22 protein-coding genes are annotated in these 24,533 nt (G+C 47.0%); 7 read left to right on the forward strand and 15 right to left on the reverse strand.

The genetic code is table 11. The annotated features are described in order from the left end of the window. Positions 1-13 precede the first annotated feature (13 nt). Entirely contained in the window at positions 14-955 is a 942-nt protein-coding gene (locus BIZ39_RS08645) for a LysR family transcriptional regulator (RefSeq protein WP_041702643.1), read from the forward strand. A gap of 242 nt (positions 956-1,197) precedes the next feature. On the opposite strand, the gene BIZ39_RS08650 is transcribed toward BIZ39_RS08645, so the two are convergent. From BIZ39_RS08650 to BIZ39_RS08715, 14 genes are all read right to left on the reverse strand, one after another. Further along, positions 1,198-1,905, reverse strand: coding sequence for a hypothetical protein (locus BIZ39_RS08650; RefSeq protein ID WP_015066590.1), 708 nt, complete (start codon positions 1,903-1,905; stop codon positions 1,198-1,200). Between the two features lie 89 nt (positions 1,906-1,994). Continuing rightward, a complete protein-coding gene (locus BIZ39_RS08655) occupies positions 1,995-3,062 on the reverse strand; it encodes a primase-helicase zinc-binding domain-containing protein (protein ID WP_015066589.1) in 1,068 nt (355 codons plus the stop codon). 91 nt (positions 3,063-3,153) lie between these two features. Further along, complete coding sequence (locus BIZ39_RS08660; protein ID WP_015066588.1) at positions 3,154-3,495, reverse strand: hypothetical protein; 342 nt, start codon at positions 3,493-3,495, stop codon at positions 3,154-3,156. Continuing rightward, positions 3,495-3,992 carry a RadC family protein gene (gene radC / locus BIZ39_RS08665; protein ID WP_000791199.1) on the reverse strand — a complete coding sequence of 166 codons (498 nt, stop codon included), beginning with the start codon at positions 3,990-3,992 and terminating at the stop codon, positions 3,495-3,497. Before radC ends, BIZ39_RS08660 begins: the two co-directional genes overlap by 1 nt. Before the next feature lie 85 nt (positions 3,993-4,077). Beyond that, entirely contained in the window at positions 4,078-5,733 is a 1,656-nt protein-coding gene (locus BIZ39_RS08670; protein WP_015066587.1) for a VWA domain-containing protein, read from the reverse strand. 69 nt (positions 5,734-5,802) lie between these two features. Further along, complete coding sequence (locus BIZ39_RS08675; RefSeq protein ID WP_015066586.1) at positions 5,803-6,243, reverse strand: hypothetical protein; 441 nt, start codon at positions 6,241-6,243, stop codon at positions 5,803-5,805. A gap of 61 nt (positions 6,244-6,304) precedes the next feature. Further along, positions 6,305-7,258, reverse strand: coding sequence for a DUF3150 domain-containing protein (locus tag BIZ39_RS08680; RefSeq protein ID WP_015066585.1), 954 nt, complete (start codon positions 7,256-7,258; stop codon positions 6,305-6,307). Positions 7,259-7,356: 98 nt separating this feature from the next. Further along, on the reverse strand, positions 7,357-8,124 hold the full coding sequence (locus BIZ39_RS08685; protein ID WP_015066584.1) for a hypothetical protein: 768 nt from the start codon (positions 8,122-8,124) through the stop codon (positions 7,357-7,359). After that, on the reverse strand, positions 8,124-9,083 hold the full coding sequence (locus BIZ39_RS08690) for an AAA family ATPase (RefSeq protein WP_015066583.1): 960 nt from the start codon (positions 9,081-9,083) through the stop codon (positions 8,124-8,126). The genes BIZ39_RS08685 and BIZ39_RS08690 overlap by 1 nt, the downstream gene beginning before the upstream one ends. A 209-nt stretch (positions 9,084-9,292) precedes the next feature. Next, positions 9,293-10,309 carry a YqaJ viral recombinase family protein gene (locus BIZ39_RS08695; RefSeq protein ID WP_015066582.1) on the reverse strand — a complete coding sequence of 339 codons (1,017 nt, stop codon included), beginning with the start codon at positions 10,307-10,309 and terminating at the stop codon, positions 9,293-9,295. Between the two features lie 61 nt (positions 10,310-10,370). Then, positions 10,371-10,514 (reverse strand): hypothetical protein, encoded by a 144-nt coding sequence (locus BIZ39_RS08700; RefSeq protein WP_015066581.1) that lies wholly within the window; start codon positions 10,512-10,514, stop codon positions 10,371-10,373. Positions 10,515-10,595: 81 nt separating this feature from the next. Next, the gene (bet, locus tag BIZ39_RS08705) at positions 10,596-11,414 is read right to left on the reverse strand and encodes a phage recombination protein Bet (RefSeq protein ID WP_000414662.1); all 819 of its coding nucleotides are present in this window, start codon (positions 11,412-11,414) and stop codon (positions 10,596-10,598) included. A gap of 79 nt (positions 11,415-11,493) precedes the next feature. Further along, on the reverse strand, positions 11,494-11,913 hold the full coding sequence (locus BIZ39_RS08710) for a single-stranded DNA-binding protein (RefSeq protein WP_015066580.1): 420 nt from the start codon (positions 11,911-11,913) through the stop codon (positions 11,494-11,496). 15 nt (positions 11,914-11,928) lie between these two features. Then, positions 11,929-12,255: a hypothetical protein gene (locus BIZ39_RS08715; protein ID WP_000455722.1), complete on the reverse strand. Its 327-nt coding sequence runs from the start codon at positions 12,253-12,255 to the stop codon at positions 11,929-11,931. Between the two features lie 367 nt (positions 12,256-12,622). Here BIZ39_RS08715 and BIZ39_RS08720 point away from each other — a divergent pair, with 367 nt between their 5' ends. The 6 genes from BIZ39_RS08720 to BIZ39_RS08745 all read left to right on the forward strand — a co-directional run bounded on the left by BIZ39_RS08720 (position 12,623) and on the right by BIZ39_RS08745 (position 20,697). Continuing rightward, a complete protein-coding gene (locus BIZ39_RS08720) occupies positions 12,623-13,225 on the forward strand; it encodes a hypothetical protein (protein WP_015066579.1) in 603 nt (200 codons plus the stop codon). 165 nt (positions 13,226-13,390) lie between these two features. Continuing rightward, positions 13,391-13,546 (forward strand): hypothetical protein, encoded by a 156-nt coding sequence (locus tag BIZ39_RS08725; protein ID WP_222936518.1) that lies wholly within the window; start codon positions 13,391-13,393, stop codon positions 13,544-13,546. Between the two features lie 110 nt (positions 13,547-13,656). Beyond that, positions 13,657-14,628 carry an AAA family ATPase gene (locus BIZ39_RS08730; RefSeq protein WP_020744900.1) on the forward strand — a complete coding sequence of 324 codons (972 nt, stop codon included), beginning with the start codon at positions 13,657-13,659 and terminating at the stop codon, positions 14,626-14,628. A gap of 14 nt (positions 14,629-14,642) precedes the next feature. Then, positions 14,643-17,021, forward strand: coding sequence for a S8 family peptidase (locus BIZ39_RS08735; protein WP_015066576.1), 2,379 nt, complete (start codon positions 14,643-14,645; stop codon positions 17,019-17,021). A 77-nt stretch (positions 17,022-17,098) separates the two neighbouring features. After that, on the forward strand, positions 17,099-19,024 hold the full coding sequence (locus BIZ39_RS08740; protein ID WP_187446816.1) for an ATP-dependent nuclease: 1,926 nt from the start codon (positions 17,099-17,101) through the stop codon (positions 19,022-19,024). After that, positions 19,021-20,697: a UvrD-helicase domain-containing protein gene (locus tag BIZ39_RS08745; RefSeq protein ID WP_015066574.1), complete on the forward strand. Its 1,677-nt coding sequence runs from the start codon at positions 19,021-19,023 to the stop codon at positions 20,695-20,697. The genes BIZ39_RS08740 and BIZ39_RS08745 overlap by 4 nt, the downstream gene beginning before the upstream one ends. Positions 20,698-20,838: 141 nt before the next feature. On the opposite strand, the gene traN is transcribed toward BIZ39_RS08745, so the two are convergent. Then, positions 20,839-24,531, reverse strand: a complete 3,693-nt coding sequence (gene traN, locus BIZ39_RS08750) for a conjugal transfer protein TraN (RefSeq protein ID WP_015066573.1) — start codon at positions 24,529-24,531, stop codon at positions 20,839-20,841. Between the last annotated feature and the right edge of the window lie 2 nt (positions 24,532-24,533).

Here is a 24,533-nt window from a genome sequence, read left to right on the forward strand (position 1 = left end):
ATTTCATCTATGAATGAAATGGGATGAGGGTGTTGAAGTGAAAGAGGACATTCAGTGGCGCAACATTGACTTGAACTTGTTGGTGACGTTTTCCTACCTGTATCGCCATCGAAGCGTTAGCGTCGCGGCAGAGAAAAGTTGCGTTAGCCAGTCGGCGATGAGCCATAGTTTATCTCGTTTGAGGTTGTTGTTTGATGACCCGCTTTTTGAGCGCAAAGGGCATAAGATGCAGCCCACAGAGCACGCTCACCACATCGCGCCAACCGTGCATAACTTGCTGGACTCTATCGCCAAAGACTTGCTCACTAAGTCTGCCTTCCAACCTGAAAATTACGCGGGTGTATGTCGCATTGGGTTAACGGATTATGCTGAGTTTATCTTTGCGCCTCGGGTTTATGACGAAATACGTCAGCGCGCACCAGAGGCGCAGATCAGTTTTATTAACGTCAATCGTAGCAACTACGTGGCATTAACAGAGCAGGAAAAGCTCGATGTCATTATTGGCAGCATTCCGTTGTTAGATGACAACTTTGAGAGCTTGTACTTGTACACCGAAAAACACGTGTGCATGTGTGATAAACAGGTATTGAAAGGGGAAACACAGCTGTCTCTGGAAGCGTTCGCTAACATCGAGCAAGCTCTGGTAAGTCCCGATGGGAGCTTAAAGACACAAGTAGACCAAAAGCTCGCAGAACACGGCTTGAGGCGTAAAGTCACCGTGGCTTCGCGCAATTTTCTCACCATTCGGCATTTATTGAAAAAGCGCGATCTAATTGCCATCGTGCCAGAAAAAATGGCGTTGGCGGAGGGCTTTTCGGACGATCTCATTACTGTTAAGCCGCCGATCGCCGTTGCGGATTTTGATATTGCCATGCTGTGGCATTCCAGCCGAAACAATGAAGACAAAGGCATTTGGCTACGCGAGTTAATTTCTTCGACCATCAGCTCTAAATGATAAACATTTTGGGCACTCATCGTGCCTAGAGTTATTTGTTGTTGAACTTCTTACTACCCACTGAGTTATTAGCGTTATACCGAAATAGTACTGATTAAGTAAAATGAATGTCTTTGGTTAGGAGTAATGATACTCCTGATTTAATTCATAAAAGAGGATAATGGAAAAGGTATCATTGAGTTGTACCAGGTTGCTGAGGTCTGCTATCGGCACCTAAGTAAGTATCGCCAATACACATTAGCTCACTTTACTTCGAAAACCGTAACCAACGTTTTAATTGAGCCACCAGGAATCATAACAAAGTACATATTGCTCCCCACATGCTGCCAGACCTCGGCCTCTTGTGCATATTTTTTTGCTTTTTGGATAGCGACGTTTTCTGGCAACTGAGTTTTAGTTAGCCCCGAACATAGCAGCTTTGAGCACAAAGACTTCCAAGGATGCTTAGGTACGCCGTCTGAAAGCCGTTCCACGAATCTTTCAAGCGCGTGACGAGTCACCACGACAGGTCCAATTTTCGGAACGTTGATGACCTCATCGATGTCTCTCACTGTAGCATTATCGACGCTGTATTCTTCGAAGGAATGTGAGAGCCAATCGTCCTGCTTCTCTACCGAGATCTGTGCTTCCTGGTATCGAGTTAGCAAAAACCTAGTCAGGCTGTAAAGTGAATGCTGAGTTGAGCGTTGTTTCTGTAACTTTTTGATAGCTCCTTTACTGACCCGGATTTGAAGCCCATGACCGCTTCGGTTACTTCCCATCACCTCTTTCACTGACAGTAGGTGATGAATAGCATAAAGCTCAGCTGCAATTGGCTTTTGCTGCTCAGGTAGCTTGTCGTATTGCTCACCTAAATCGACCTTTAGCTCACCACCTCTTCGAAGGCCGGTCTTCCAGTAAACCGTAAATTCACCATCAATCTGCTTTGTTAACAGGGTTAATACCATCATGTTTGTTTCTCCTATTGGTTCTCTATTTTTCATTCTCCATGTTTTTTCAAATATGCAAGGCGTAAAAAAAGGGGCCGAAGCCCCTTGGATCAGATATGAACTTTCGGAAAGCCCATGGCACCGTAAACATTCAGCACATCATTCCAATCCCAACTTTTCACGCCAAGTGACGTTGGTATCGGAGGGATCAAGACTTGTGTCAGAATGCCTTTCTGCCAGGCTTTTTTCTTGAGTTCATTCGCTGCATTCAGGCCGGTCTCAGAGAGATCATGATCTGCCCAGATGTACAGCATTTTCACATTACTTGGTGGTTCAAACCTAGCCAGTAGGGTTGCATTCACAACCGACCAACATGTTTGTCCCGTTGCTCTGGTAACCGCTAAAGCCGTTTCGATACCTTCAGAAACACCTAGTACCTCACCAGGCTCACCAATCGGAATGGCACCACCTGTGATTGTTCTGTCACTTGGTATCGGCATCATCTTTTTAGGCCTTTCAACCGGCGCTTTGAATCCATCTTCACTTAGGTAGATCCGATGGAACGTGGCCGAACGCCCTTGCTGAGTAACGATTTTACCTAGCAGCGCTGGGTAGCTATCGATAAACAGGCCATCTTCATCATGGTAAGGCAAGTTTGGATGAAACCTCAGCACCGAATCCCATTCAGGACGAAGCCGGGTAACAATGCCACGACGATGCATGTAGTTCCAAACTGGTTGCGCACGAGTATCTGCAAGAGAAAACGTTTCTCCCCAGGTTTGATTCAAGCGATGGATAATCGCTTTGTCCTCTTCCTGCCTTTTCGTCTTCCAGTCAACAGCGTTACTCGGTATTACCCGAGTTGGTACTTGTCCGGGTTGAATACCTAGAACTTGACCGATTGCTTCAATAGACTGAGCAAAGTTCCATCCATTAATCCAAGACAACAGTTCAAAGCCATCATGAAAGATACCGCAGGTATTACAAACGCCACCACCGGTATATTCAGCATCTTTGAACAGCCTAAAGCCATCACGACCGCCATGAACAGGACAAGCCACATGACGGCCTTTTCGAGCAATAGCAGCATCAAGTTCTGGCACCAACGCCGCCAAGACTTGAAGCCATTGGCCATTGAGATATGGCCTTACTGTGTCAATTTGTAAAGGTAACGCCATATAACCTCCTTAAGTAAAATGCCGACTCCTACCACAGGAGGTAAAAGTCAGCTTGGGTCCTGCAATGAGCCGTTTGGTTAATGCAGGAACGTTAGTCAAGCTGGATACCATGTCGTCTTAATAGCCACATGATGGAATCACGAAGCACATCAGGATCGACAACCGCAGCCATTGAGCAAACACGAAAGCAAAATGGCGCTATTTCGTCATTTTGAATCCACGACAACACATCCTTGCGCAACCGAGTGCTGACACGACCGTCCAGCAATACTCGGATCGCATCCAATAGAATGCCTTCGCGTAACTGCCAGATTTCCGTGTCAGACCAAGTGACTGGGGCATCATCAAACTCAAATAGAAATTCGAGCTGTGATGATGTGTGTTGATGGGACTGCTTTTGTGATGTAGGAGAATGGGCAATGCGCCCATTCATTAAAGATAACCGCGTTCGGCAAGCGAAACGCAGCCCTCGGATGCGACCACAACATGGTCAAGCGTTCGAATATCAACAAGTGACAAGGCGTCACGGAGTCGATGAGTTATGCGTTTATCAGCTTCACTGGGCTCAGGATCACCCGATGGATGGTTATGAACCAGTATCACTGCTGCCGCATTAAGCTCTAGCGCACGCTTTGTTACTTCCCTTGGATACACGCTCGCCGCATCTAAAGTGCCTTTGAACAGCTCTTCAAATCGAATAACGCGATGCTTTGTATCAAGAAACAGCACGCCAAAGACTTCGTGCTCATACTCGTGCATCAGTGTTTGCAGGTATGAGAACGCCGATGATGGCTGTTCAATTTTGCGACCTTTACTCAATCGACCACGGGCAAGCTTGAGCGCCATATCTAAAATATCCGCTTCAGTCACTTGCTCAGGAACGATGTAAGTACCGGCTTCTTCGCCAGCTAAGAACTTTTTGTTTTTCATAGGAGTCTCCACAAAAAAAAGCGGAGACGAACCCATGCCCTGAAGGGGACGGAATCGTCCCCGCAGGGTGGTATAATTGATGTGGTTACTGAATTAACAGTTGTTGTGTTACTTCGAATAACTCACGCTTTAGATCTTTGACGTCATTAATCACAATGCTTTGAGGAAAGAATTTCTCAACACTGCGTGTTTGAATCCCGATCCCCAGCAGCTCAAAGCCACTGCGTCTGCACCGGTCAACAATGTCATGCGTGGCAGCCCAATCATCTGGGTCACCATCCGTTAGCACTATCATTAGCTTTCGCTTCTGTTTTTGCGCTAACAAACTGTTTGCCGCAAACCACATTGCTTGTGCCATAGGCGTACAACCTCGTGGTTTTTGGTCAAAACAGGCGGCCCGATGTCGAACCGATTGCTTGGGCAATAACGCGATAGAAACTTCCTGATGAATACCAGGAAAATAACTGACCGCAGGTACAACACCCGGTATGCCTTCCAGTGCCATGGCCAAAGCCAAAGCGGCTTCATTGGCAACATGAAAGTACTTTCGATTACCTTCGCCAATGGGTTTACCCATTGAACCCGATATATCGACCAGCAAGTGCACAGCAGCATTAGGCGCAATGCGAGGTTGCCTTTGAATAAACAATCTCGACTCACCTGCTTGTGAAGCGGCAAGACGATGGGTTGCAACTCGAAGACCGTGCCGTTTGGCATGATTCCGATTGTCCTGACTGGACTGAACCATGCCCCTAAGTCGGGCTCGAATTTGAGCGGACTCAGACGCCGATAAGGTCAAGATGGCCTCATCACCCAACATAGCGTGCTCTGCTTGGGGCAAACTGAGTGGAGTGACACCCTGATGTCCTTCAGCTTGTTCCGACAACACTTCTGCCACTTGGGCAAAGGTATCGGGTTCAAACTGAGCAGCACTGGCCTCTAAGGCTTGTCGCAAATTGTCAGCTTGATCAGAGTGATCTGAATCCCCCGTTTCAGCAGCATCCCCCATTGCAGACGAGTCTGCTTCCGGGGTTTGACTGTCACTACTGTTATTGCTGTAATTACTCGCATCTTGTCCAATGTCATCACCGCCATCAGCATCCGACTCATCCTGTGGTGGACGAGATTCTTCTTCCAACATGGAAACGATGGCATCGACAAGTTTTAGCACTTCACCTGTAGACACTAGGCTAGGCACTGCTGTCAGCATGGCGCTTAACCGGCTCATCGCTGCGGCAGGAAAGAGTTGTCTCACTCTTTCATCGACTGCTTGATACAAAGGCGTCAGCGCTTTCTGGCCCAGAAAATGGCATCTCAAACGGAACAACAACCATGCTTGCAAGTTAGATGCAGGCTCAAGCTGTTCAGGTACACACATTTGCTGTGTGTCCACCATGTACTCAATCACTTGCGAAATACTGCGCCGGGTTCCGGGGTAATCCTTTGCCAATTCGTTTTCAATGCGAACATCCTCAATGATATTGAGAAGTGCCTTTCGGATCGGCTTGGACGACGCCTTCTGCACCATTTCAAAATTAGTATGCCGAATATGCGCCGCTTCATGAGCCAGATAACCCCAAGCTATCTGTTGATAGTGTGGGTCGTCTGGGTTTGCTGTTGGGATCACAATCCGCTCACCATCGGTAAACGCATCTTGTCCTTGAATAAGCACCTTCACACCAAACTTTTCGCCATAAGCGGCGGCAACGATTGGCAGTGCGTTTTTTAATGGATGATTCATGGGAGTCTCCTAATCATTAGGGGGAATACTCCCTCAGCGGGAGCGTTTCCCCGCTGGGAATGTGGATGTTTAAACCTGTGCTTTTAGCTTATCCAGGTCGTATTTTTGACCTAACCAAGCCACCAATTGAGCTGGACTCTCGTGCTGTTCAAATGACGTTTTAAGCTGGTCTAAACTCAGGATGTCATCCAATGTCAGACCGTACTGGTCCTGTAACTGAGTAGACACCTCGTGTTGATATTGCAGCCAGTCCCGCTCAAAAGCGGCTTGCTGCAATGCCATGTTTGGAACAAATACCATGGCTGATAACCAAACACCTTGTGCGTCCGCATCTGCGATCAGCACAGGGTTCTTAGGGATCACGACACTATGTGTTGAGTACGACCGTTGTACTAACGCTCGACAACACGCCACTTCTGGTATCGATTCACTTTCAACCGCATCAGTCACACCACGAAAATGCGGTTCAAACTGGTTCAGTTGGCTGGGGTTATGGATGGTTGATTGCATAATTTCCTCTTACATAGTTCAGAGGACATGCGCCCTTCAGGGCAACATGCCCTCAAGGACGTTAGAAATAAAATGAGTTTGGTACAGTCGAACCAAGGTTTGGTCTGACGGTTGGTTGTGGTATTGCACGTAAGTTATCTGCCTGAGTAGATACTGGCTGTGCGGGTTTAGGTTCAGGTTTGGGCATCAGTTGTCTGATATCCAATTGACCTTCACCGTGCATTCTCATCTTGTCTGGATCAGACAAAATTAAAATGGTCGCCATCAGTTCGTGATAGAGATTGTCTGTCACAGGGCCGGTCTTCGGCAGACGAACAAATAAATTGTCCATCGCTTCAACCATCGGCTGAACTCGATGATCCAGGAATGACAAACCATCCAACTTGTCTCTTAATCGCTTGAGAGGATTAAGGGCTCGCTGGCTGATTTGATTCTTACCTGCAACGGAACGCTCAAACAGTTCATTGGCATCACGAGCCACCTCCCTAAAGAGGGTGTGTCCCATGCCATTGACCTTGTCATCTAAGCCACCACCTTGTTCAGCCGGTTGCATTCGATAGATGGCATAATCGAACTGAAGCCGTTGTTCCACGTCTTCGATGGGTGACAGCGCACGCCGGATTGCATCTGCAAATTCCGGGTGTTTTGCAACCCAGTCAAACGTCACCTGATCATAGTTGTCCAAGAACAACTGCTTGCACTGCGCAAACTCCTGACCGATCCGGTCAAGCTCTGGAACAATCTGATCAATTCGGTCCTCAGGGACGGCATAGCCACCTAAAAACCGCACACCGACTTGCTCACACAAGCGCTGCGCTTCTTTCTTAAGCCTTTCAAAGTTCGCCAATGCCTCAGGGTCGCAAATTTTTTTACTCCCTAAGCTGGCAACATCCTTCGGTGGAAGTTGGCTACCATTGGCTAATCTGAAATCTTCAGGCCTTAGTTTTTTTCTACCGCTCCAGATGGAACAGTCGATGTGACAAATCAAAAGTTTGTCGAGGGTTTGAATACTCATAGTGCATCCTCATGCGAGATGGGGACGCACCACTCCCAACAGGAGCAATGGCCCCCATTTGGGTGGTAGTAGTTGACGCGCTAATGGCAACATCACTATCAGAAATAGTAATTTTGCGAATCAGGCGACGATTGGTTGAGATCGATTTTCGCAGGCATTAAGTCCAGTGCTTCAGCTATCGGGCGAACCCGCTCTAAATCACTGCCTAAAAGCCTCAATACATCTTTTTCCAACTTCAGTTGGTCAGATACTTCTATCCCATCAGGACTCGCTACTGTGAGCGAACACAGTGGTGGTAATTGACGCTTAAAGGCCAGTAACAATAACAATGGCCATGGGCCATCATCAGTGTTAACAATGCCAGCGCCTTCACCTGACACCATGCTGATTTGATTGGTACTAGGTAATCCGCTTTTGCAAAATCCTAATGACCATTCTCCAATCCTGACCCGGTTATCATCAATAACAGCCAAGCCATAGGCTTCAAGCAGCTTTGCCATATCGAACAACGCTTTTTGCGCCAGCGAGATTTGGCCATTGACGTCCTTGCGAGTACGAAACTCCCAACTGACGTTATTGGCGCACGCGACACTATCAAGCGCATTTGAGAGTTCAAATGGCCGCCCTTGATGATCAATACCGACGTGTCCAACAAATCGATAACCCTTGTTGATTTTCTCATTGATTCTTCGGTCTGCTTCTGCGTTAGGATCAGTCGAATCAATCAATCGCTGCTGCGACAATTGACCGGCTTTTCCAAACCGAACTTCAATCTCCTGGTTATCTGATCCAACATAAATGGCCCATTCTTTGGCTGTCCCATCAGAATGACTGTAACGGTAAAGAGCAAAGCACTTTTCCATCATCAATCCTCCCAGTGATCACCGAAGACATCAGCGGCAATACGGTGAATGGCTTCACGTTGCTCCAACTCAGCACGAGCCGTCAAAGACCGAACCAGTGCATACTCCACTGCGTTAGGAGCACCTTTAAAAGCAAGTGTTAACTTTGCCCAGCGCACCAAGGTCCGAGTGGACATGGTGATACTAAGCTCAGCACCGCCATCCGCGCCCCCAATAAAAAGACGACGAATGTCACCAGCCACCTTCACCATTTTTTGGCGAAAGACTTCTGGCAAGCCCGGCGCAACGTTCTCCAGAATGGCTTCCTCTACAGAAGGCTCTGCATAGGTCGCTTCGATGATTCTAAAGCGATCAAGAAAAGCCAAATTCTGTTGAAGCACACCTTGATACAAGCCCGTTTGATCACCGCTGCCCGCACTGTTGCCGGTTGCGATAAAACGAAACTTGTTATGTGGCATGATGATCTCACCGCCATTTTGTGCGATGACCAACGGGGCACCTTCCAAAATGTCATTGAGCCCAGCCAGTTCAGCAGGCTCAGCAAGATCCATTTCATTAATGATCAGCAAATGGCCATGCTTGACAGCCATTGCCAGCGGTCCATACACAAAGGTCATGTTGCCATTAACCAGCGTGTGGTGACCGATAAGATCGGACAACTCCAATCGACCGTGCGCAGTAATTTGCTGAACAGGCCAATTCAATCGAGAAGCAACTTGGCAAATTAGCGAGGTCTTACCGCATCCAGTGGGGCCTGTAATATACAAACCGTCACCGTCTGGGTTAGACAAAAACGCCAATACGTCACGTAAGTCTTCTTTTCTAAAAACATACTCGTCCTTGCGAACGGGAATGTTTGGATGGGTAGTGTCGGCACCAAATCCTTCCAGAACGAAAGCATCAGGAGCCGGGACATTAAACGCTTGATTCACTTGAACCAAAAATGGGGATTGTTCAGTCATGATAAACCTCATCAGTTTTGACGAGGCCCCATGCCCCAACAGGGAATGAAGTCCCCGTCGGGTGGTGTGTTGATTGTGGTATGGCTGTGTATGTAAGAGTTCAGCTCGCTCTATCATTCGTATCCAGCATTGGCTACGAGTGAAACTGCTTTCTGATGCACTTGGTATAAGCGCATTAGAAAGGAGCCGAAATCGGCTCCAAGTGAACGTTAAAAGTAGAATGAGCTCGGCGAGTCACCTGGCAGAACTAAGTTCTCTTGCTCAAGGCTGATTTTGATTGGTGTTTCAACGGGCTGATCTGGCTTATTGGTGCTGATGCGCAACCGCTCTTGTGGCGCTTTTCGGTAAGCGGCTAAAACCTGTTCATCCAGCTCGCCTAATTTATCGGTGGCCAATTGCTTATAGTCCACCGCACCTGCCATCATGTAGCGGCTGAGTTTGACCCCAGCATAGTCGGCATGAGCGTAGTTACCCATCATAGCGACCAATTTCGACTGAGCATCTCGCATTTCCTCTTTCAAAGATTTAATGTGGTTTTCCAGTCGGACCACTTCGGCGTGTGCTGAGCAATACTGTCGAGACAGCGATGTCCAACGGTATTGGGCTTCACCCTTGGGAACAAAACAATCTTGCTCAGGGCATTTTGGCGGTTCTTTTTTAGTTTGAACTAACTCCCAAAACTGAAGCGCCGTTTCTTGCAACTCAGTTAAGAACGCCGCGTCTCGTTGTATTTCAAACTCAATCAGTTGATCCTCAAAATAGAATACCAACCAACCACGCGTGCTATTGGCGACCAGTATTTGATGCTGTACTTGTACCCAATACAACTGGTACGCCTCGCTTTGTTCTCGGTGAGCTTGCACATCCTCAAAAACTGACTGGCAAGGACATTTCAGTTCAACGGGTTCGCCCGCATCGTTGATGCCATCAAAGCTGGCTCGAAAGATTGCGTTATGATCGGCTTCTGCACATAACGGCAGAAGAAAGTCATTATGCGCATTCTCAAATGCTCGCCTTGCTTGAGGCTCCAACCTTATACCGCGAAGCACATTTGGATTATTCGACAGGTCTTCCGGTAATACGAATCCAGTTTTTTCTGCCCATAATCGCCAAGGTGTTTTGTAGGGTGAACGCCCCATAATAATTGGGGCTTCAGATGCCGTAACCCCTGCAATGCGCCACTGGTGCCATGCAGGAGTACGTTGTGATAGGTCGATAACCTTCATATTGCCTCCTTTGAGGGGGAGACTCCCCCGAAGGAGAGAACTCCCCTTCAGGGTTAAGTGGTTACTTTGCTGCTTGTGCTAACGCTGTTTGGTGCTGAACAACACTTGCTTGAACCGAATCAATTGCCGCTTTACCGGCTTGAATCGAACCTAAGACAAGGGCAACAACCAATACCAAGCGAAAAAGTGAGGCTGATTTAGTCATGGAAGATCTCCAAAAAAAGACGAGACCTTCCCCCTGACGGGAGAATAATCCCGCCAGGGTTAGTAAAATGAATGCGTGGCGCTAAGAAGCTAAAGGCTGTGTGAGCGCTTTGGCTGCTTGTTGCTGTGCATTAAATATTTCTTGTTTCGCAAACGTCAGTTCAACACCTTGAAAATGTTCATTGGCATATTCCAATGCACTATTCCAAGCGTTTGAAGCTTCCGCCCGCTCGATAAGCTTGTAAACAAGCCCTCGGGTTCGATCATCAACTTGCTCGGGTGGAATCACCGATGGCTCAACAACGTGTGTTGCTTGGCCTTCGATAATTCGCTCTGCTTCGTCTTGATCGAAAATTCCCACAAAGCCAAACGCAATGCGGGAACACTGGATCATGGATTTATGTCTTAGCATTCGCTTAGTGTGCGTCTGCCATGGACCATCTACACGGTAAGGGCCATTTTTGCCGTTACCTTCAAAAGGTGGTCGATAGACTTCATCCAGATACTCAGTGATTTTGACTGGGTGCGAACGGTCGCGCCGATAGATGATGCATTCCATCCATTCAGGGCATTCTTTCGCGCCATCCAGTGAGACTTTGTTTTCTGAAGTCTTAAACTCCATGCCATCAAACTGGTCGTGTTGATTGATGATGCGAGACCATCCATCGACACCTACCACTGGAATAATTCCAGCTTGTTTATCAGGGAACGCAAAAATCTCTTTGGTGAAAGGGTTCAAGCCGTACTGATCTGCAACCACCAAGAGCGCCATCATCTGCTCATTGGTCGGTGCACTACCGTCACGTTGCTTGAATGCTGTTGCTTTTAGGGTATCGAACAATTTGTTTGGATCGACACTAAAGCGCTCAGCAAAGCGTTGGATTAGCTTTGGTTTTTCCATTATGGACTCCGACAATCAAAGTGGGAGTCTGCCCCTGACGGGAAAGTACTCCCGGCTGGGTTAAAGCGTTTTTGCTCGGTTAAAAATCTGGTGCAGGATAAGTTTGTGCCCAATTAGCTTGGGAGCTCGCATCATCCGCTGGTGATGGCTCAGATGCTTTGTTCACACTATCAAGAAGCAAAAACTCGTCCGCGTCCACTTCGGTCAATCGATGCTTAATACCATCTTTCTCCCATGAACGCGTGCGCTGAGGACCTTGAACAAAAAGCTTCGCGCCTTTTTGGATTAAATCTTTTGCCCTTAGCCCTAACTTAAATCCACCACGATCTCGAAAAACAACCCGATGCCATTCCGTATGCTCTTTGAGCTCATTGGATTGACGGTCGCGCCATTTCTCAGAAGTGGCCAGCGAAATGCTGGTCACCAAATCACCTGATGGATAGGCTCGCGTCTCTGGCTCAGCACCAACGTAGCCTATGAGTGTTACTTGGTTTTTCATGATGTTCTCCTCGTCTTAGTTGAACTCTGTGCACACAGTCGCTTCTACCCGGCTGGGCAAAGAAGACTGACGACGCAGATAGGTTGGTATTTCGAGTAAAGCCATGTCGTACTGATGTGGCTCTTTGTAAAACGCAGATGTCAAACGGGGCATACCAGGAGCTTTAGGCACTGCCATTGGACGACGTTTTGGTGTTGGTGTGAGCAATCGCTTGATTTGAGTAAGTACAAATCGAAACGGGCGCACGCTTTGACGAGCAAGCAATCGCAAAAGCGACCAGCTCAGTTTTGCAAGCAACATAATGCCTGCGATTTGGATAATAAATCCGAAGATATATTCCATTGGTGACTCCTTATGTTGGTTTTGAAGGAGTCACCCCCAACTGGGGAAAACTCCCCCAGCTGGGTGGTGAAAAGGCGAACCGTAAGGAACGCATGGTTGAGCATGTAAAAACATGCAGGCTATTTGTTTAAGGAGGCTAGCTACCTCTTAGTACCACTGAGAAAACTCAGCGGCGGGCTTCCTTTGAGCTCATGCTCTCAGGCGCAGATATCACTGAAACAGATCAGCAATATTTGATAGTCAGTGTAACCGTCTTATCCAGACAGGATAGTTAGAAAGATGCTCAATTCTTCCACCTAGCTGAAAGGCCATTACCTCACAGAGGATTAGTCTAGGGACTGATTATTGTCATATCAGGAGCAAACTTATGGCCCAAGCAAAACCCAATTACTCAAAACCCATCTTTGAACAATCATTCACAATTAACAGCTTACAGGCGCAACGTGTCGTTGACCGTGTTTTTAGGCGCACGGTCAGTGCGCTCTACGGAATCGATGTCATCCTACGCATCATTGGCGATGAGAACGAAATTGATGAAGTGGAACAGATCATTAGCCAGCTGATCGAGGATTGCGCTATGGCGGTAGACAACGAACAAGCTCGTTTGGACAAACTGATGGAGTCCAACGGTATCGATGAAGTACCTGACTACACCGATCCGATTACCTTCAACGCCAAAATCAGCTCGCCTCAGGTTGGCCAGTTTGTTGGCTTAGTGCGCAAACTCGATGCGTTGATGATCTCAATGGACACACTCTGGTTATCTAGCGTGCTTAGCAACAAGCAACGCGTTGATGGCAACTACGCATGGCAACAGCGCATTATCAAACTTGCACGACGCATTATTGATATCGAAATTCGAGCACGAAAATCAGCCCAAGCTAAGGGTAAAGAAGCAGAAGTTGAGCAAGCGGTGCCTTCAACCGATGACGATATCACTGAAGAGGAAACAGATAACCCCGCCAACTAGCCAACTAGGCTCCCATCAACCAGCCCCTCTCGAAGGGGCACTATATCGCTATCCATGCTATCGGTAATGAGTTCAATAAACAGTATACAATGTACGCATAATGCAGTACATTGTATTGCTTATTTATCATGGAGAAGCACAGTGTCGCGTTCCAAAGAAGAGACTTTGTCAATACGAACATCTAAAGAAATCAAGCTGTTGCTAAAAGCAGCAGCGGAAAAAGAACATCGCTCTCAAGCGTCTATGATAGAAATACTAATTTTGGATTATGCAAAATCGAATGGGCTAAGCACCATCATAGCCTCAGATAATACTAAGTAGTTACGTCTGATTATTTTAAATCGTTATTAATATGATGAAATAATTAGTATTTAATACGATAAACGACTGAGTAATTCGATTATAAATGAACATTGCAAAGGGGAATAATAGTGGCTAACGGTAAAATACTGAGACAGTTGATTAGGGCTGGAACCATTGGTGATTCCGAGGCCTTTCGGCTTGCTTCAGAAGCTGTTATTCAAGATGAGCGTCAAAAGCAACATCACCTTCTTGCAAATGATCTTGAGCAGATATTGTATGGTGAGCATTTAAGACCGCTTAAACAAAATGGACGTAACGCTTTGCCTACTCCTCCTGTAGATAAAGAGCGAGGACTACCACTTTTAGATGTTCGACAAGCTCAGCGACCAATAGAAGAAATGGTTTTACCTGAATCTAGTATCGCACCCATCGAGGAACTTCTTGAGGAACACCGCCGTGTCGATGTACTGAGAAGTTTTGGAATGAAGCCTTCTGGAAAAATTATTTTTCATGGTCCTCCAGGTTGCGGGAAAACCTTAGCAGCTGAGGTCATTGCTTTTGAGCTTGATTTACCTCTTGCAATTGTTCGTCTCGATGCGTTGGTATCTTCTTTTTTGGGTGAAACAGCCGCGAATCTTCGCAAAGTTTTTGATTTTGTTTCTGAACATTCTATGGTGGTTTTATTTGATGAATTTGACGCCATAGGCAAAGAACGTTCTGACTCAGGTGAACATGGTGAGTTACGCCGCGTCGTTAACGCAGTGCTTCAGATGATGGACGCTTATCAAGGGAAGAGTCTAATTTTAGCAGCTACAAACCATGAGCACATTTTAGACAGTGCTATCTGGCGACGCTTCGATGAAAAAATTGACTTCCCATTACCTGATGAGCTGCAAATACAACAAATTCTTTCACTCAAATTGCGTGGTGTACGTCGCCAATTTGAGTTAGATGATAAATCTATCCTCGGGATATTTTCTACAAAGAGTGGCGCTGATATTGAACGTATTGTTCGTAGAGCAGTAAAAAGGATGATCCTACGTAGTCAGGAATTTTTGACCGTTAAGGACTTGAAGCAAGCAGCTTCTCGAGAAAGTTAAAAAAGGGACTAGGAATGGCTAATTATGAACATCTTAAGATTGAAAGAGAACTGCTTGAAAATGAACGTAGAACAAGGAAAGTCAATATCCCAAAACATCCACGAGGTGATCTTCGGGGGCATGGTCAAAAATTATCTAGAGACTTAACTGAATCAATCAGATTCGCACAAAGTCAGCAAACGTCACGTCCGGGTAATTTTGTACTGAAAATTCGTTATACAGGACTTCTCGATATTACCCATCTAAACAAACATGGTATCGAGTTTGTAAGCCAAGAAGACAATCATCTGTGTGTTGTTTTTGTTGATGAAACCGGAATGACTGTGTTTGAAGATCACCTGCAACGCTTAGGTTTGGACGAGACAGAATTGACGTACAAGCAGATTCTCGAGGCCATAGAGGGAATCGATAACTGGACAAGTGATGACCGGAAAAGTTGGGCTCTAAGAAGGCATGGCTTACCAAGGTCAGAGAAGTTTCTCTTAGATGTAGAGCTTTGGCCTGTAGCTGTTGCTCATCACCCAGAGAGATTAAGCACTTGTGATGCATTTGAGCGTTGGCTAGCTCATAACGGAATACGGCGAACAGATAAAGTTAACCTTGATAGCTTAGTAATGTACCGTTTGGAGGTTAACTCTAGTCAGGCTAATCTACTGCTGAATCACTCTGATGTCAGACTTGTTGATCTCCCCCCCAAGAGCGGTATTCGCTATAGCCAACTAAATTGTGACATCAATAGAATTCCTGAAGGAATACAATCCCCTACTCATCAAGCTGCAAGAGTTTGCGTCCTTGATAGCGGAGTAAATACTAACCACCCCCTGTTGGCACCCGCAATTGCGGAAAGTGCAGACTTTATTGGTGATACAGACGGCATGGATTTGAATGGTCATGGCACTGCTGTTGCTGGTGTAGCTCTGTATGGTGACTTGGAAGCGTGTAACTCAACAAATTATTGGCACCCTGAACTTTGGATTTTCAATGGTAGAATTCTTGATGAGAATGCAGAATTTGACTCCAGTTCTATCGAAAAAACTCTCATTGAAGCTGTAACCTATTTTGTCGAAGAACACCAATGTCGGATTTTCAATTTGTCGTTAGGGAATTCCAATGCACCTTACGATAATCGTCATATTCGAGGAATTGCGTATGTCTTGGATAAATTGGCTAGGGACTTCAATATCTTATTTGTCGTTTCTGCTGGGAACTTCTCAGGCTCTATCGATCCAGATGTGCCAAGACATAGCTGGAGAGACGAGTTTCCAGAATACCTTCTAGCTGACGAAAGTATTATCATAGATCCAGCTCCGGCACTAAACGTTCTAACGGTGGGAAGCTTGGCTCGACATAATGCGACTTTCGATGCTCAACGGTATCCTGAAATTGGGCAATTGGCTCCAGCCACAGAAAATCAACCATCCCCATTTACACGTCACGGTCCCACTATTAAAGGTGCAATTAAACCCGAGCTGGTAGCTATGGGTGGAAACTTGGCTTCTCCAATAAGAACAGGCAACGAACTCAATGCAGTTATGCGAGGCATGGGGGTACTGACCTGTAATAGTCGATTCGTTGGGAACACATTGTTTAGCGAAATTAGCGGAACAAGTTTTGCGGCACCTTACATTACCCATCTTGCAGGTCGTTTATTGAATAACTACCCGAAGGCTTCTGCTAATTTGCTCAGAGCACTACTGGTTAATCATGCGAATATGCTGTCGGAGATTGAAAGCAGCTTTCCTGAAGATATGAAGAAATCTTATAGGAGCGCAAATGGACGAGATGCGTTTAGAGATATAGCTGGTTATGGTGCTGTTGATGAGGGGGAGCTTTTTAGATCTTCACAAAATGCCGTTGTCTTAATGGCTGAAGAGAAAATTGAAAACAACTCGCATCACTTTTTCGAACTGCCGCTTCCCGATGATTTTTTAAGGTCTCAGCGTGCTTCCAGAGAAATTAGAGTTACTCTGTCTTATTGTCCAGCGGTCAGGACAACTAGGATAGACTATGTGGCCACTAAAATGTCTTTTAGGTTAGTCAAAGATCAGTCGCTTGAGTCTGTTCAAAGGCATTTCAATCACAGTACTCAGGATGAAACTAAAACCAGAAATGATGATGCTACAAGTAATAGGGACATAAGTGCTGAATTAAGAGGTAAAGGTACAGTTCAATCTTCAACTTGGCGGATTAAACAGCCGAAGCCTTCTGAAAAGTGGTTTGTTGTAATTACTCGACAAGATAGAGATTGGGGTGAGGCGTTGAGTTTCGAACAAGAAGACTATGCCTTGGTTGTGACTGTCACTGATCGAGAGAATGAGGAAGCCCAGCTGTATAGCCAAATATCACAACGCATAGAGCTTAAGGCTAGAGAACGTGCACGGGCTCGAGTGTAGGGAATTCTTGTTCTGTAAAAATCACCCATGGAACGGGAAGATTTAATTTTTCGGGCCATATGTATTAGGAAAAAAGGATGAAACTGCACAGTATTCGGGTTTCAAATTTTCAGAGTTTTGGTGCTGAACCAACAGAACTGACACTGGAAAATATTACCTATCTGATTGGCCCCAACGGGTCAGGCAAGACTGCTGCACTCCAGGCTTTGTGCCGACTGTTTGCATTTGATCCATCATTACGCCGTATTCAGCGCTTAGACTTCCATGTCCCGCACGATGAACAAGAAGCGCCCGAAGAAAGGCAGTTATGGATTGAGGCGGACTTCGTGTTCCCCGAGTTGGAGGATGAAGAAGATAACTCGACCGTTGCTCCCCATTTCAGTCACATGCGCCTTGATGACCCTGACGGAATTCCTAGGGTACGATATCGCCTAAGTGCCACTATGGGCCTGGATGGGGATATTGATGAGACTTTTGTGTATGTGCTTGAAGCTGGCCCGGATGGTTCGCCTCTAAATCCTCAAACGGTTCCAAGGTCTGAACGAAATCACATACAAGTCCACTATCTGCCCGCAAGAAGAGATCCGACTGACCACATAGCATATGGAACGAACGCGCTGCTTGGCCGCTTGCTACGGGCAGTGAACTGGGAAAATGAACGGGAGGAAGTCAAAGGGTTCACCGACCAGATTAGTGAGAGTTTGGCTGCTAATCCATCGGTCAATGCTTTTAGTGCCCACCTGAAGAAAACTTGGGGCACCCTTCATAAAGGCAGCTACTTTACAGATCCCAAGATTACTTTTGTGGCATCTGAGATCGAGGCGTTGCTTCGTCATTTGTCCGTATCATTCTCGCCTGGACATGATGAACATCTTGTCGATTTTTCCAGACTCAGTGACGGCCAGAAGTCGATGCTCTATCTGTCATTGGTTCTTTCATCTCAAGCAATTGGGCGTGCTGTCCTTGCCGGTGAGGACGGCTCTTTTGACCCAGAAAAATTGCGTCCGCCAGTCTTTACTTTGATTGCCCTTGAGGAACCAGAGAACAGCCTCTCGCCTCACTATCTGGGGCGGATTGTCAGCGCTCTGAACTCCATGACGAGCAACGAGGATGCTCAGGCCCTAATCGCTACGCATGCTCCGTCAATGTTACGACGTGTCGATCCGGAACATATTCGATATCTTCGACTTACCGAAACCCGGCAATCAAGAATTACGAAAATCCAATTACCCGCTAAAACCGATGAAGCGCACAAGTTTGTACGCGAGGCTGTCCAGGCATTCCCTGAGATTTACTTCTCACGTTTGGTTGTGTTGGGTGAAGGGGATAGCGAAGAAATTGTACTACCGCGCCTTTTCCAAGCAAAGGGTGCGCCAGTTGATGAATCAGCGGTTACGATTGCTCCGCTTGGAGGTAGGCATGTCAATCATTTTTGGCGCCTGTTATCAGCACTGCAAATCCCATTTTTGACCCTTCTCGATTTAGATGTGGGCAGATATCAAGCGGGCTGGGGAAGAATAAAGTATGTAAATAACCAACTTGGCTTATATCAACCTGAAAAAGTTCTGCCAAATACTTTTTCTTTATCAGATTGGAATGATGACAAAGTACCTGTTCGTACCCACCACTTCTTTGAAAACGGCACTAAGAGTGTATTTGCAGAGCTGGAAATGCGTGGTGTGTTTTTCTCATTTCCAATGGATTTAGATTTTTCAATGCTCCTTGCTTTCCCAGATGCTTACGGTGTTCAGCAGGAAGTTCCGGATGACTCAACAATTAAAGCCGTGTTAGGCAAGAGCCATCATGACCCATCCCAATATAGCTATGACGAGTTAAATCTTTTCTCTACGTATCACAAGCTTTTTAAACTGGGCAGCAAGCCCGCTGCTCATATCGAAGCTCTCGCTCAACTAAGCGACGAGGATTTGCTGGCGAACATGCCTGAATCATTTGGACGACTCACTGATGCCGTGATCGCCAAGCTTGCGGAACTGCCCGAGTGATTGCTGTAGATGCATGGCTGCCTTCGGATGGGCTAACTCTTGAACCCAATGCACTGCGGGCTGCGAAGGAACAAGCGCGCTGTCTTGCACTGACGGCGGGGCCGGGCGCGGGCAAGACGGAAATGCTTGCACAAAGAGCTGACTTCCTCCTACGAACCGGAACCTGCCGTTATCCGAAGAGAATACTCGCTATCTCTTTCAAAGTTGACGCCAGCAAAAACTTGAAGGAGCGAATCCAGCAACGCTGTGGACAAGAATTGGCTTCCCGTTTTGATAGCTACACATTTCATGCGTTTGCAAAGCGTATTATTGATCGCTTCCGAGTAGTGCTTACTGGTAATGATGCTCTTGATCTGGATTATTCGATTGGCGAAAGAAAAGTCACAAAAAGGCAAATTACATTTCATGATCTTGTACCGCTAGCAATTCAAATTCTTAAGGCCTCCACTGTCGCAAGAAATGCCATACGCCAAACTTACAGCGATGTTTTCTTGGATGAATTCCAGGACTGCACGGATCAGCAGTATGAACTCGTGAAGGTAGCCTTCCAAGGTACGAGCATTCGTCTCACTGCTGTCGGTGATACCAAGCAGAAAATCATGGGATGGGCAGGTGCATTGGACGGAATTTTCCAAACGTTCGCTAGGGATTTTTCAGCGGTCCCATTAAACATGTACCGAAACTTTCGTTCAAAACCACGCCTGCTTCGGATGCAGAACGAGATAATTCGCGTGCTCGATCCGGCTTCCGTCATGCCAGATCACCAACTTGCTGGTGAAGAGGGAGAGGTCTTCGCGTGGCAATTCGAGAATGCCCAGGGTGAAGCTGAGTACTTGGCCGATTTGATTGCCGGGTGGATAAGAAATGAACAGGTTCCGTTATCCGAAATCGCCGTATTAGTGTCCAAACAACTAGATCTTTACGCCAATCACCTGATGGTGGCATTGGAAGTTAGGGGAATACCGTACCGGAATGAGCAGGAGATGCAGGATATTACTGTCGAACCTGCCGCAAGGCTCGTTGTTGACTATTTGTCCTGTCTCTATGGCCAGCGAGAGCCCAAAGCCTGGATTCGGCTGATGAATCAATTGATTCCCTTTGCCGATGACGAGGTGCAGTCTAGCGTCAGGCAAAATTTCCAAAGCTTCTTCAAGGAACAGCGAAAAATCATCGCCATGGCCGAGTTGTTGGATGAACCGTTTTCGGGATGGTGGGATTCTGTGTGTAGATTTTTGAAGAAAATAGGAATGGAGACTCTTGTTGCTCTCTCGCCTGACTATGAGTCACATGCCAGATTAGGTGAAGTTGTGGGAGATACCAAAGCGCGCATTGAAGAATTGCTTGAACTTACCCCCGACTTGCCTCAAGCCTTGACTCGTTTCTCTGATGATCAGGCTGTGCGTATTCTGACTATCCATAAGAGCAAAGGATTGGAGTTCGACTCAACGATAATTTTGGCCGTTGAGAACGAAATATTTTTTGGGGATCAAGATTCTAATCTGTGTGCTTTCTTTGTTGGTGTATCCCGTGCCAAGCGTCGGCTTGTTCTTACATACGCTAAACAACGCGACAGGCCCCTTAACTATGCTAAAAGATGGGATGTAATTCGAACTCCACAACAGGAATATCTTCAATATGCAGCACAGTTTATTACCGATTTAACGCACATTTAAAAAGTCATTAGCTAAACTACTCAGTTCAAAACTTGCAAAGCCATAAACCGTCCTCAAAAACGTTCTCTTTACTAAATATAATGCAACATCTAGCGCGATGTCAGCTCCAAAATATACTGGAGCTGACAAAGATTTTTTCTTCTAGTTATTCCCCGAAATTTCCTCCGTCGCCTCCTGACGCAGTTTCTGGGCATCCATTCCGTTTAGCCGTTCAAGGGCTCTGTCTGCGGCACTCTGACGATTTCCATCAACGTTTAGCGTACTTCCTGAGCCTGTGAGTCTTTCCAGATCCAGTGACGGTACTTCGGGTAGGTTGCCTGTTATCGATAAGATACCTATCCATTCATCCAGATTGACTTGGCTCCAATCCACCTGGTTTAACTGACTCGCGGTCAATCCTTCACAGTTTGGAGATTTCGCACTGCCCCAGCCAAGGCCCAATTGCGGACGCACTTGCTCTTGAATGATCCGTGAAAGCGGCGAAGTAAAGCAGCAATATGATTGCCGTTTCTCAACACAGGCACCTAAGAACTTAGACTTGCAGTAAGAGCCCACATAGTGGCAACTCTTCAATACCCGCTTAGCGTTCATCTCAAACTCACTCTGCTCACATTTCCAGATAAGCTGAATGAGGATCATGGTGACTGAGTAAATCATGTAGGCCGTCATAACCGTACTCAGAACCGCGCCCGCAGCGCCACCCAGCGCAAAGTTACCACCCGAAACGACACCATCGGCTCCAACTGCGCCACCAACGTTACTAAACAGTGCCGATTGCGCCCCCGAACCAAAGGTCGTACCTACCCATTCAGCCGTTTTGTTGGTCAACACCTGCATGAAGCCAGTCGCAGCTTGCTCCGCTCCCGCGCCAGCAGCCGTTGATGGCCCAGCCCCCATAAGAGAGTCCCAAGCAGACACAAAGGGCTCTTTGACCGCACTCCAAGTACTCGTGATTGGCTCCCTAAGCGTATTCCAGGAACCATAGATTGCCGACGACGGATTCATGGCCATGACTGCCGTATCAAGCTTGTTGACCGCCACAATCATTGTGATGTAATCCGATAACGACACGCCACTTGGCTTTTCACAGCAATCCACTATACCGCCAACGGCTTTTTTGCACTGGCCAGCATTACCTTTAAAGACCGTACACTCGACGTTATCTTGGCCATCAGCTCCCGTGCATGACATATCATTGGTCATAAACTGCGCCGCATTAAGCATCGCGGCGGCCTCTGCAAAGTTAGCCTGCTTGATTGACTCTGGCTCTAAACAATCTGTGCCCATACAGCGAACTGGCCCCTCACAGTTGTATTGAGTTTCCATTCGTGCATTTTGCACTTCAACGCTTTGTCCACAGTCATACACCAAACTTTGGATATAACAGAAGCCTTCATGACCAGCCCCGCCTTCAGTGCATTCGGTTCTGACATACTGGCAGGCCGGGTTTTGCTCCAGCGCGGCACACGTATTGGTGGTCGTGTTTTGTCCGTTATTGACGATGGTTTGTGTATTACCATTGGCATCTACCCAGCTATCTGAGCTGCCCATGTTGAATTCTGGATGAGCAGTCGAAGCATTGTAGGTCGCTTTTGCCCTCCAGCATGAGAGCCCCAGTCCATCAGAGCTGCCACGACTGGTTAAATGAGCAGGAGACGAAACAACCGTCGGATAAAGGCTTCCAAGATTGGCCAACTCGCCACTACCAACTGTTAACCCGTCGATTCGTTTTATGCCCGTATCCAAACACTGCCACTGCACCGCAGTGAACTGATCCGTTTGCATCAAGCATTGGTCTATGCCCGGATCACTTGATTGATGAACAACGTCTTGCTCTAAGTATTTGCCAGAGAAGGTCAAGGAAGCACTCAGTTTCGCAGGAGCCAAACACTTCTGAACTTCTCGGCTGCAAGTATCGAAATCGACTTTGTTCCAGCCGGACTCACATCTGGAACGCGTGACTTCCTGCGGTTCATGCCACGAAATAATCGACCCATTAACGACCTTGCACAATGAGCCAACCAAGGTTCCTTTTGGACAGGTCATTTCAGGGTATTTAATGGACGGTTTCGTCTCTGTGACCGTCTCCTTGTTGCCCGTCAATGAGAGTGTCGTTTTCCAGCCATTTGCCTTGGACGGCGACTCGGTGATTTTTATCTCAGTATTTTGATTATCAAACACTCTCAGCGTCGCGTTTCCAGTTTGCATGGTACTGCTGTGCTGTGGAACAAAGCTGAGCGTTTCAGAGCTAAAGCAACCGCGCTCAATGGACCAGCTTTGTTGATGGGTTTCAGCGGATACACGTCGTTCTAACTGACACTGAGTAAGCGTGCTGATCTTCTCGCACACCTGGTAATCCGGTACATGCTTGGTTTCAGTAAATGGCGTAATCGTCTGAGTAGGCTCACATGCCTCAAAACTACTCGGCATAAGATTGGATACCACGCACTTTGGATCGCTGGTTTGCAATCCACAGTCATAGGTATCGGTAAAACGAATGCATTCACCTTTATCATTGGTTTCGGCACATTCTGACGACATGAATCCACAGGAAGGATTCGCTTCAAGCACTTGGCAGGCCTGATTTTCAATCCCCTTATAGCTTTCATCATCCACACTGACTTGTACACGCCGACACAAAGGCGATATGCCAGCAACAGGGCTTGGAGCAAAGTAGGATTCACAAACTGAAACACCATTGACCACCGTACATCCGTTGGTTGAAGACGGCTGATCCGTGCATTGAATGCTGTAGTCTGAAAACTTAGTCGGGATATCCGCTGCTTGTTCGATACAGGATTGTGGCGACCAACTATCATTCATCACCACCTTGGTTGGATCAAAGCGCACCTTGATACGTGCATACCCCTCACCACTACCCGTTACCGATACGCGAATTTTTACTGGCACTTCTAAACCGGGCTCTACCGCTTTTAGCTTAGAGGTTAAGTCAGTATTAGGATTGCGCTCCCAACTTGTACTGAGCTCGCAGCGGCCAGCCGTTTCTGGTGGAAAGTTATTGTTCGGCCCAGACCAGACTTTCTGATCACCAAGCCACACTTGCATGTAGTCATCCCATTTGGCGTATTCAAGAACGGCTGAGGTAATCGCATCGGGGTTCACGACTTTGAGTGTGATGGCCTGTTCAAACACTTTACAACGGCCACTCCAGTAGTTGTCGCCAATTCGTCCAATCCAAACTTCAAGACATCCCTCACCACAAGAGCGAAGGTTCATTGGTCCTGAAACATGCTCAATAATGCCTGCCGTGTAATCGTGAGTAATCGTGCAGCTGTTAACCGCTGTATTGAGCCTGTCACATTGCTGGTAGTTTGGGCTGCCTTCACCTTGAGACTCACAGCCGGGGAAGCTTTGCGTTAATAGATTTGGGTCAGTTTGAACCGCATCAGTTAATGCCCAAAGCGGATCATTGACCATATCTGGCCGAGACCTGTCTTTGATTTCCTGTAGCGAACGAAATGCTTCACCCGTAGCGCCACTTTCGGATGCCATGCTCTCTTGGCGCTGTGTCCCCAATTGATTCATGCTGGCATCAGAGCCATAAACGCCCGTTAAGACATCCAATGAGCCCTGATCCATACCAGGGAAAAGCTCTTGCAAGTTAATGGACTCATTACCACTGCCATTCGGCACCGACAATGTATTGCCATTGAGTGCGGGCATCGTCCAGTTTTGCAGCAATTGCTTACCTTCTTGTTGTCCGCTTAAGCCGGATTGGCGCTGCACATCAGCGGCCACACCATGTAAGGGCAGGCACGCCATAGTGATTGATAAAATACCCGCTAAAACTCGGGTAAAAAGTGTTGGTTTCATGG

This window comes from Alteromonas sp. BZK5 (assembly GCF_014349115.1).
Classification (GTDB): Bacteria; Pseudomonadota; Gammaproteobacteria; order Enterobacterales; family Alteromonadaceae; genus Alteromonas; species Alteromonas macleodii.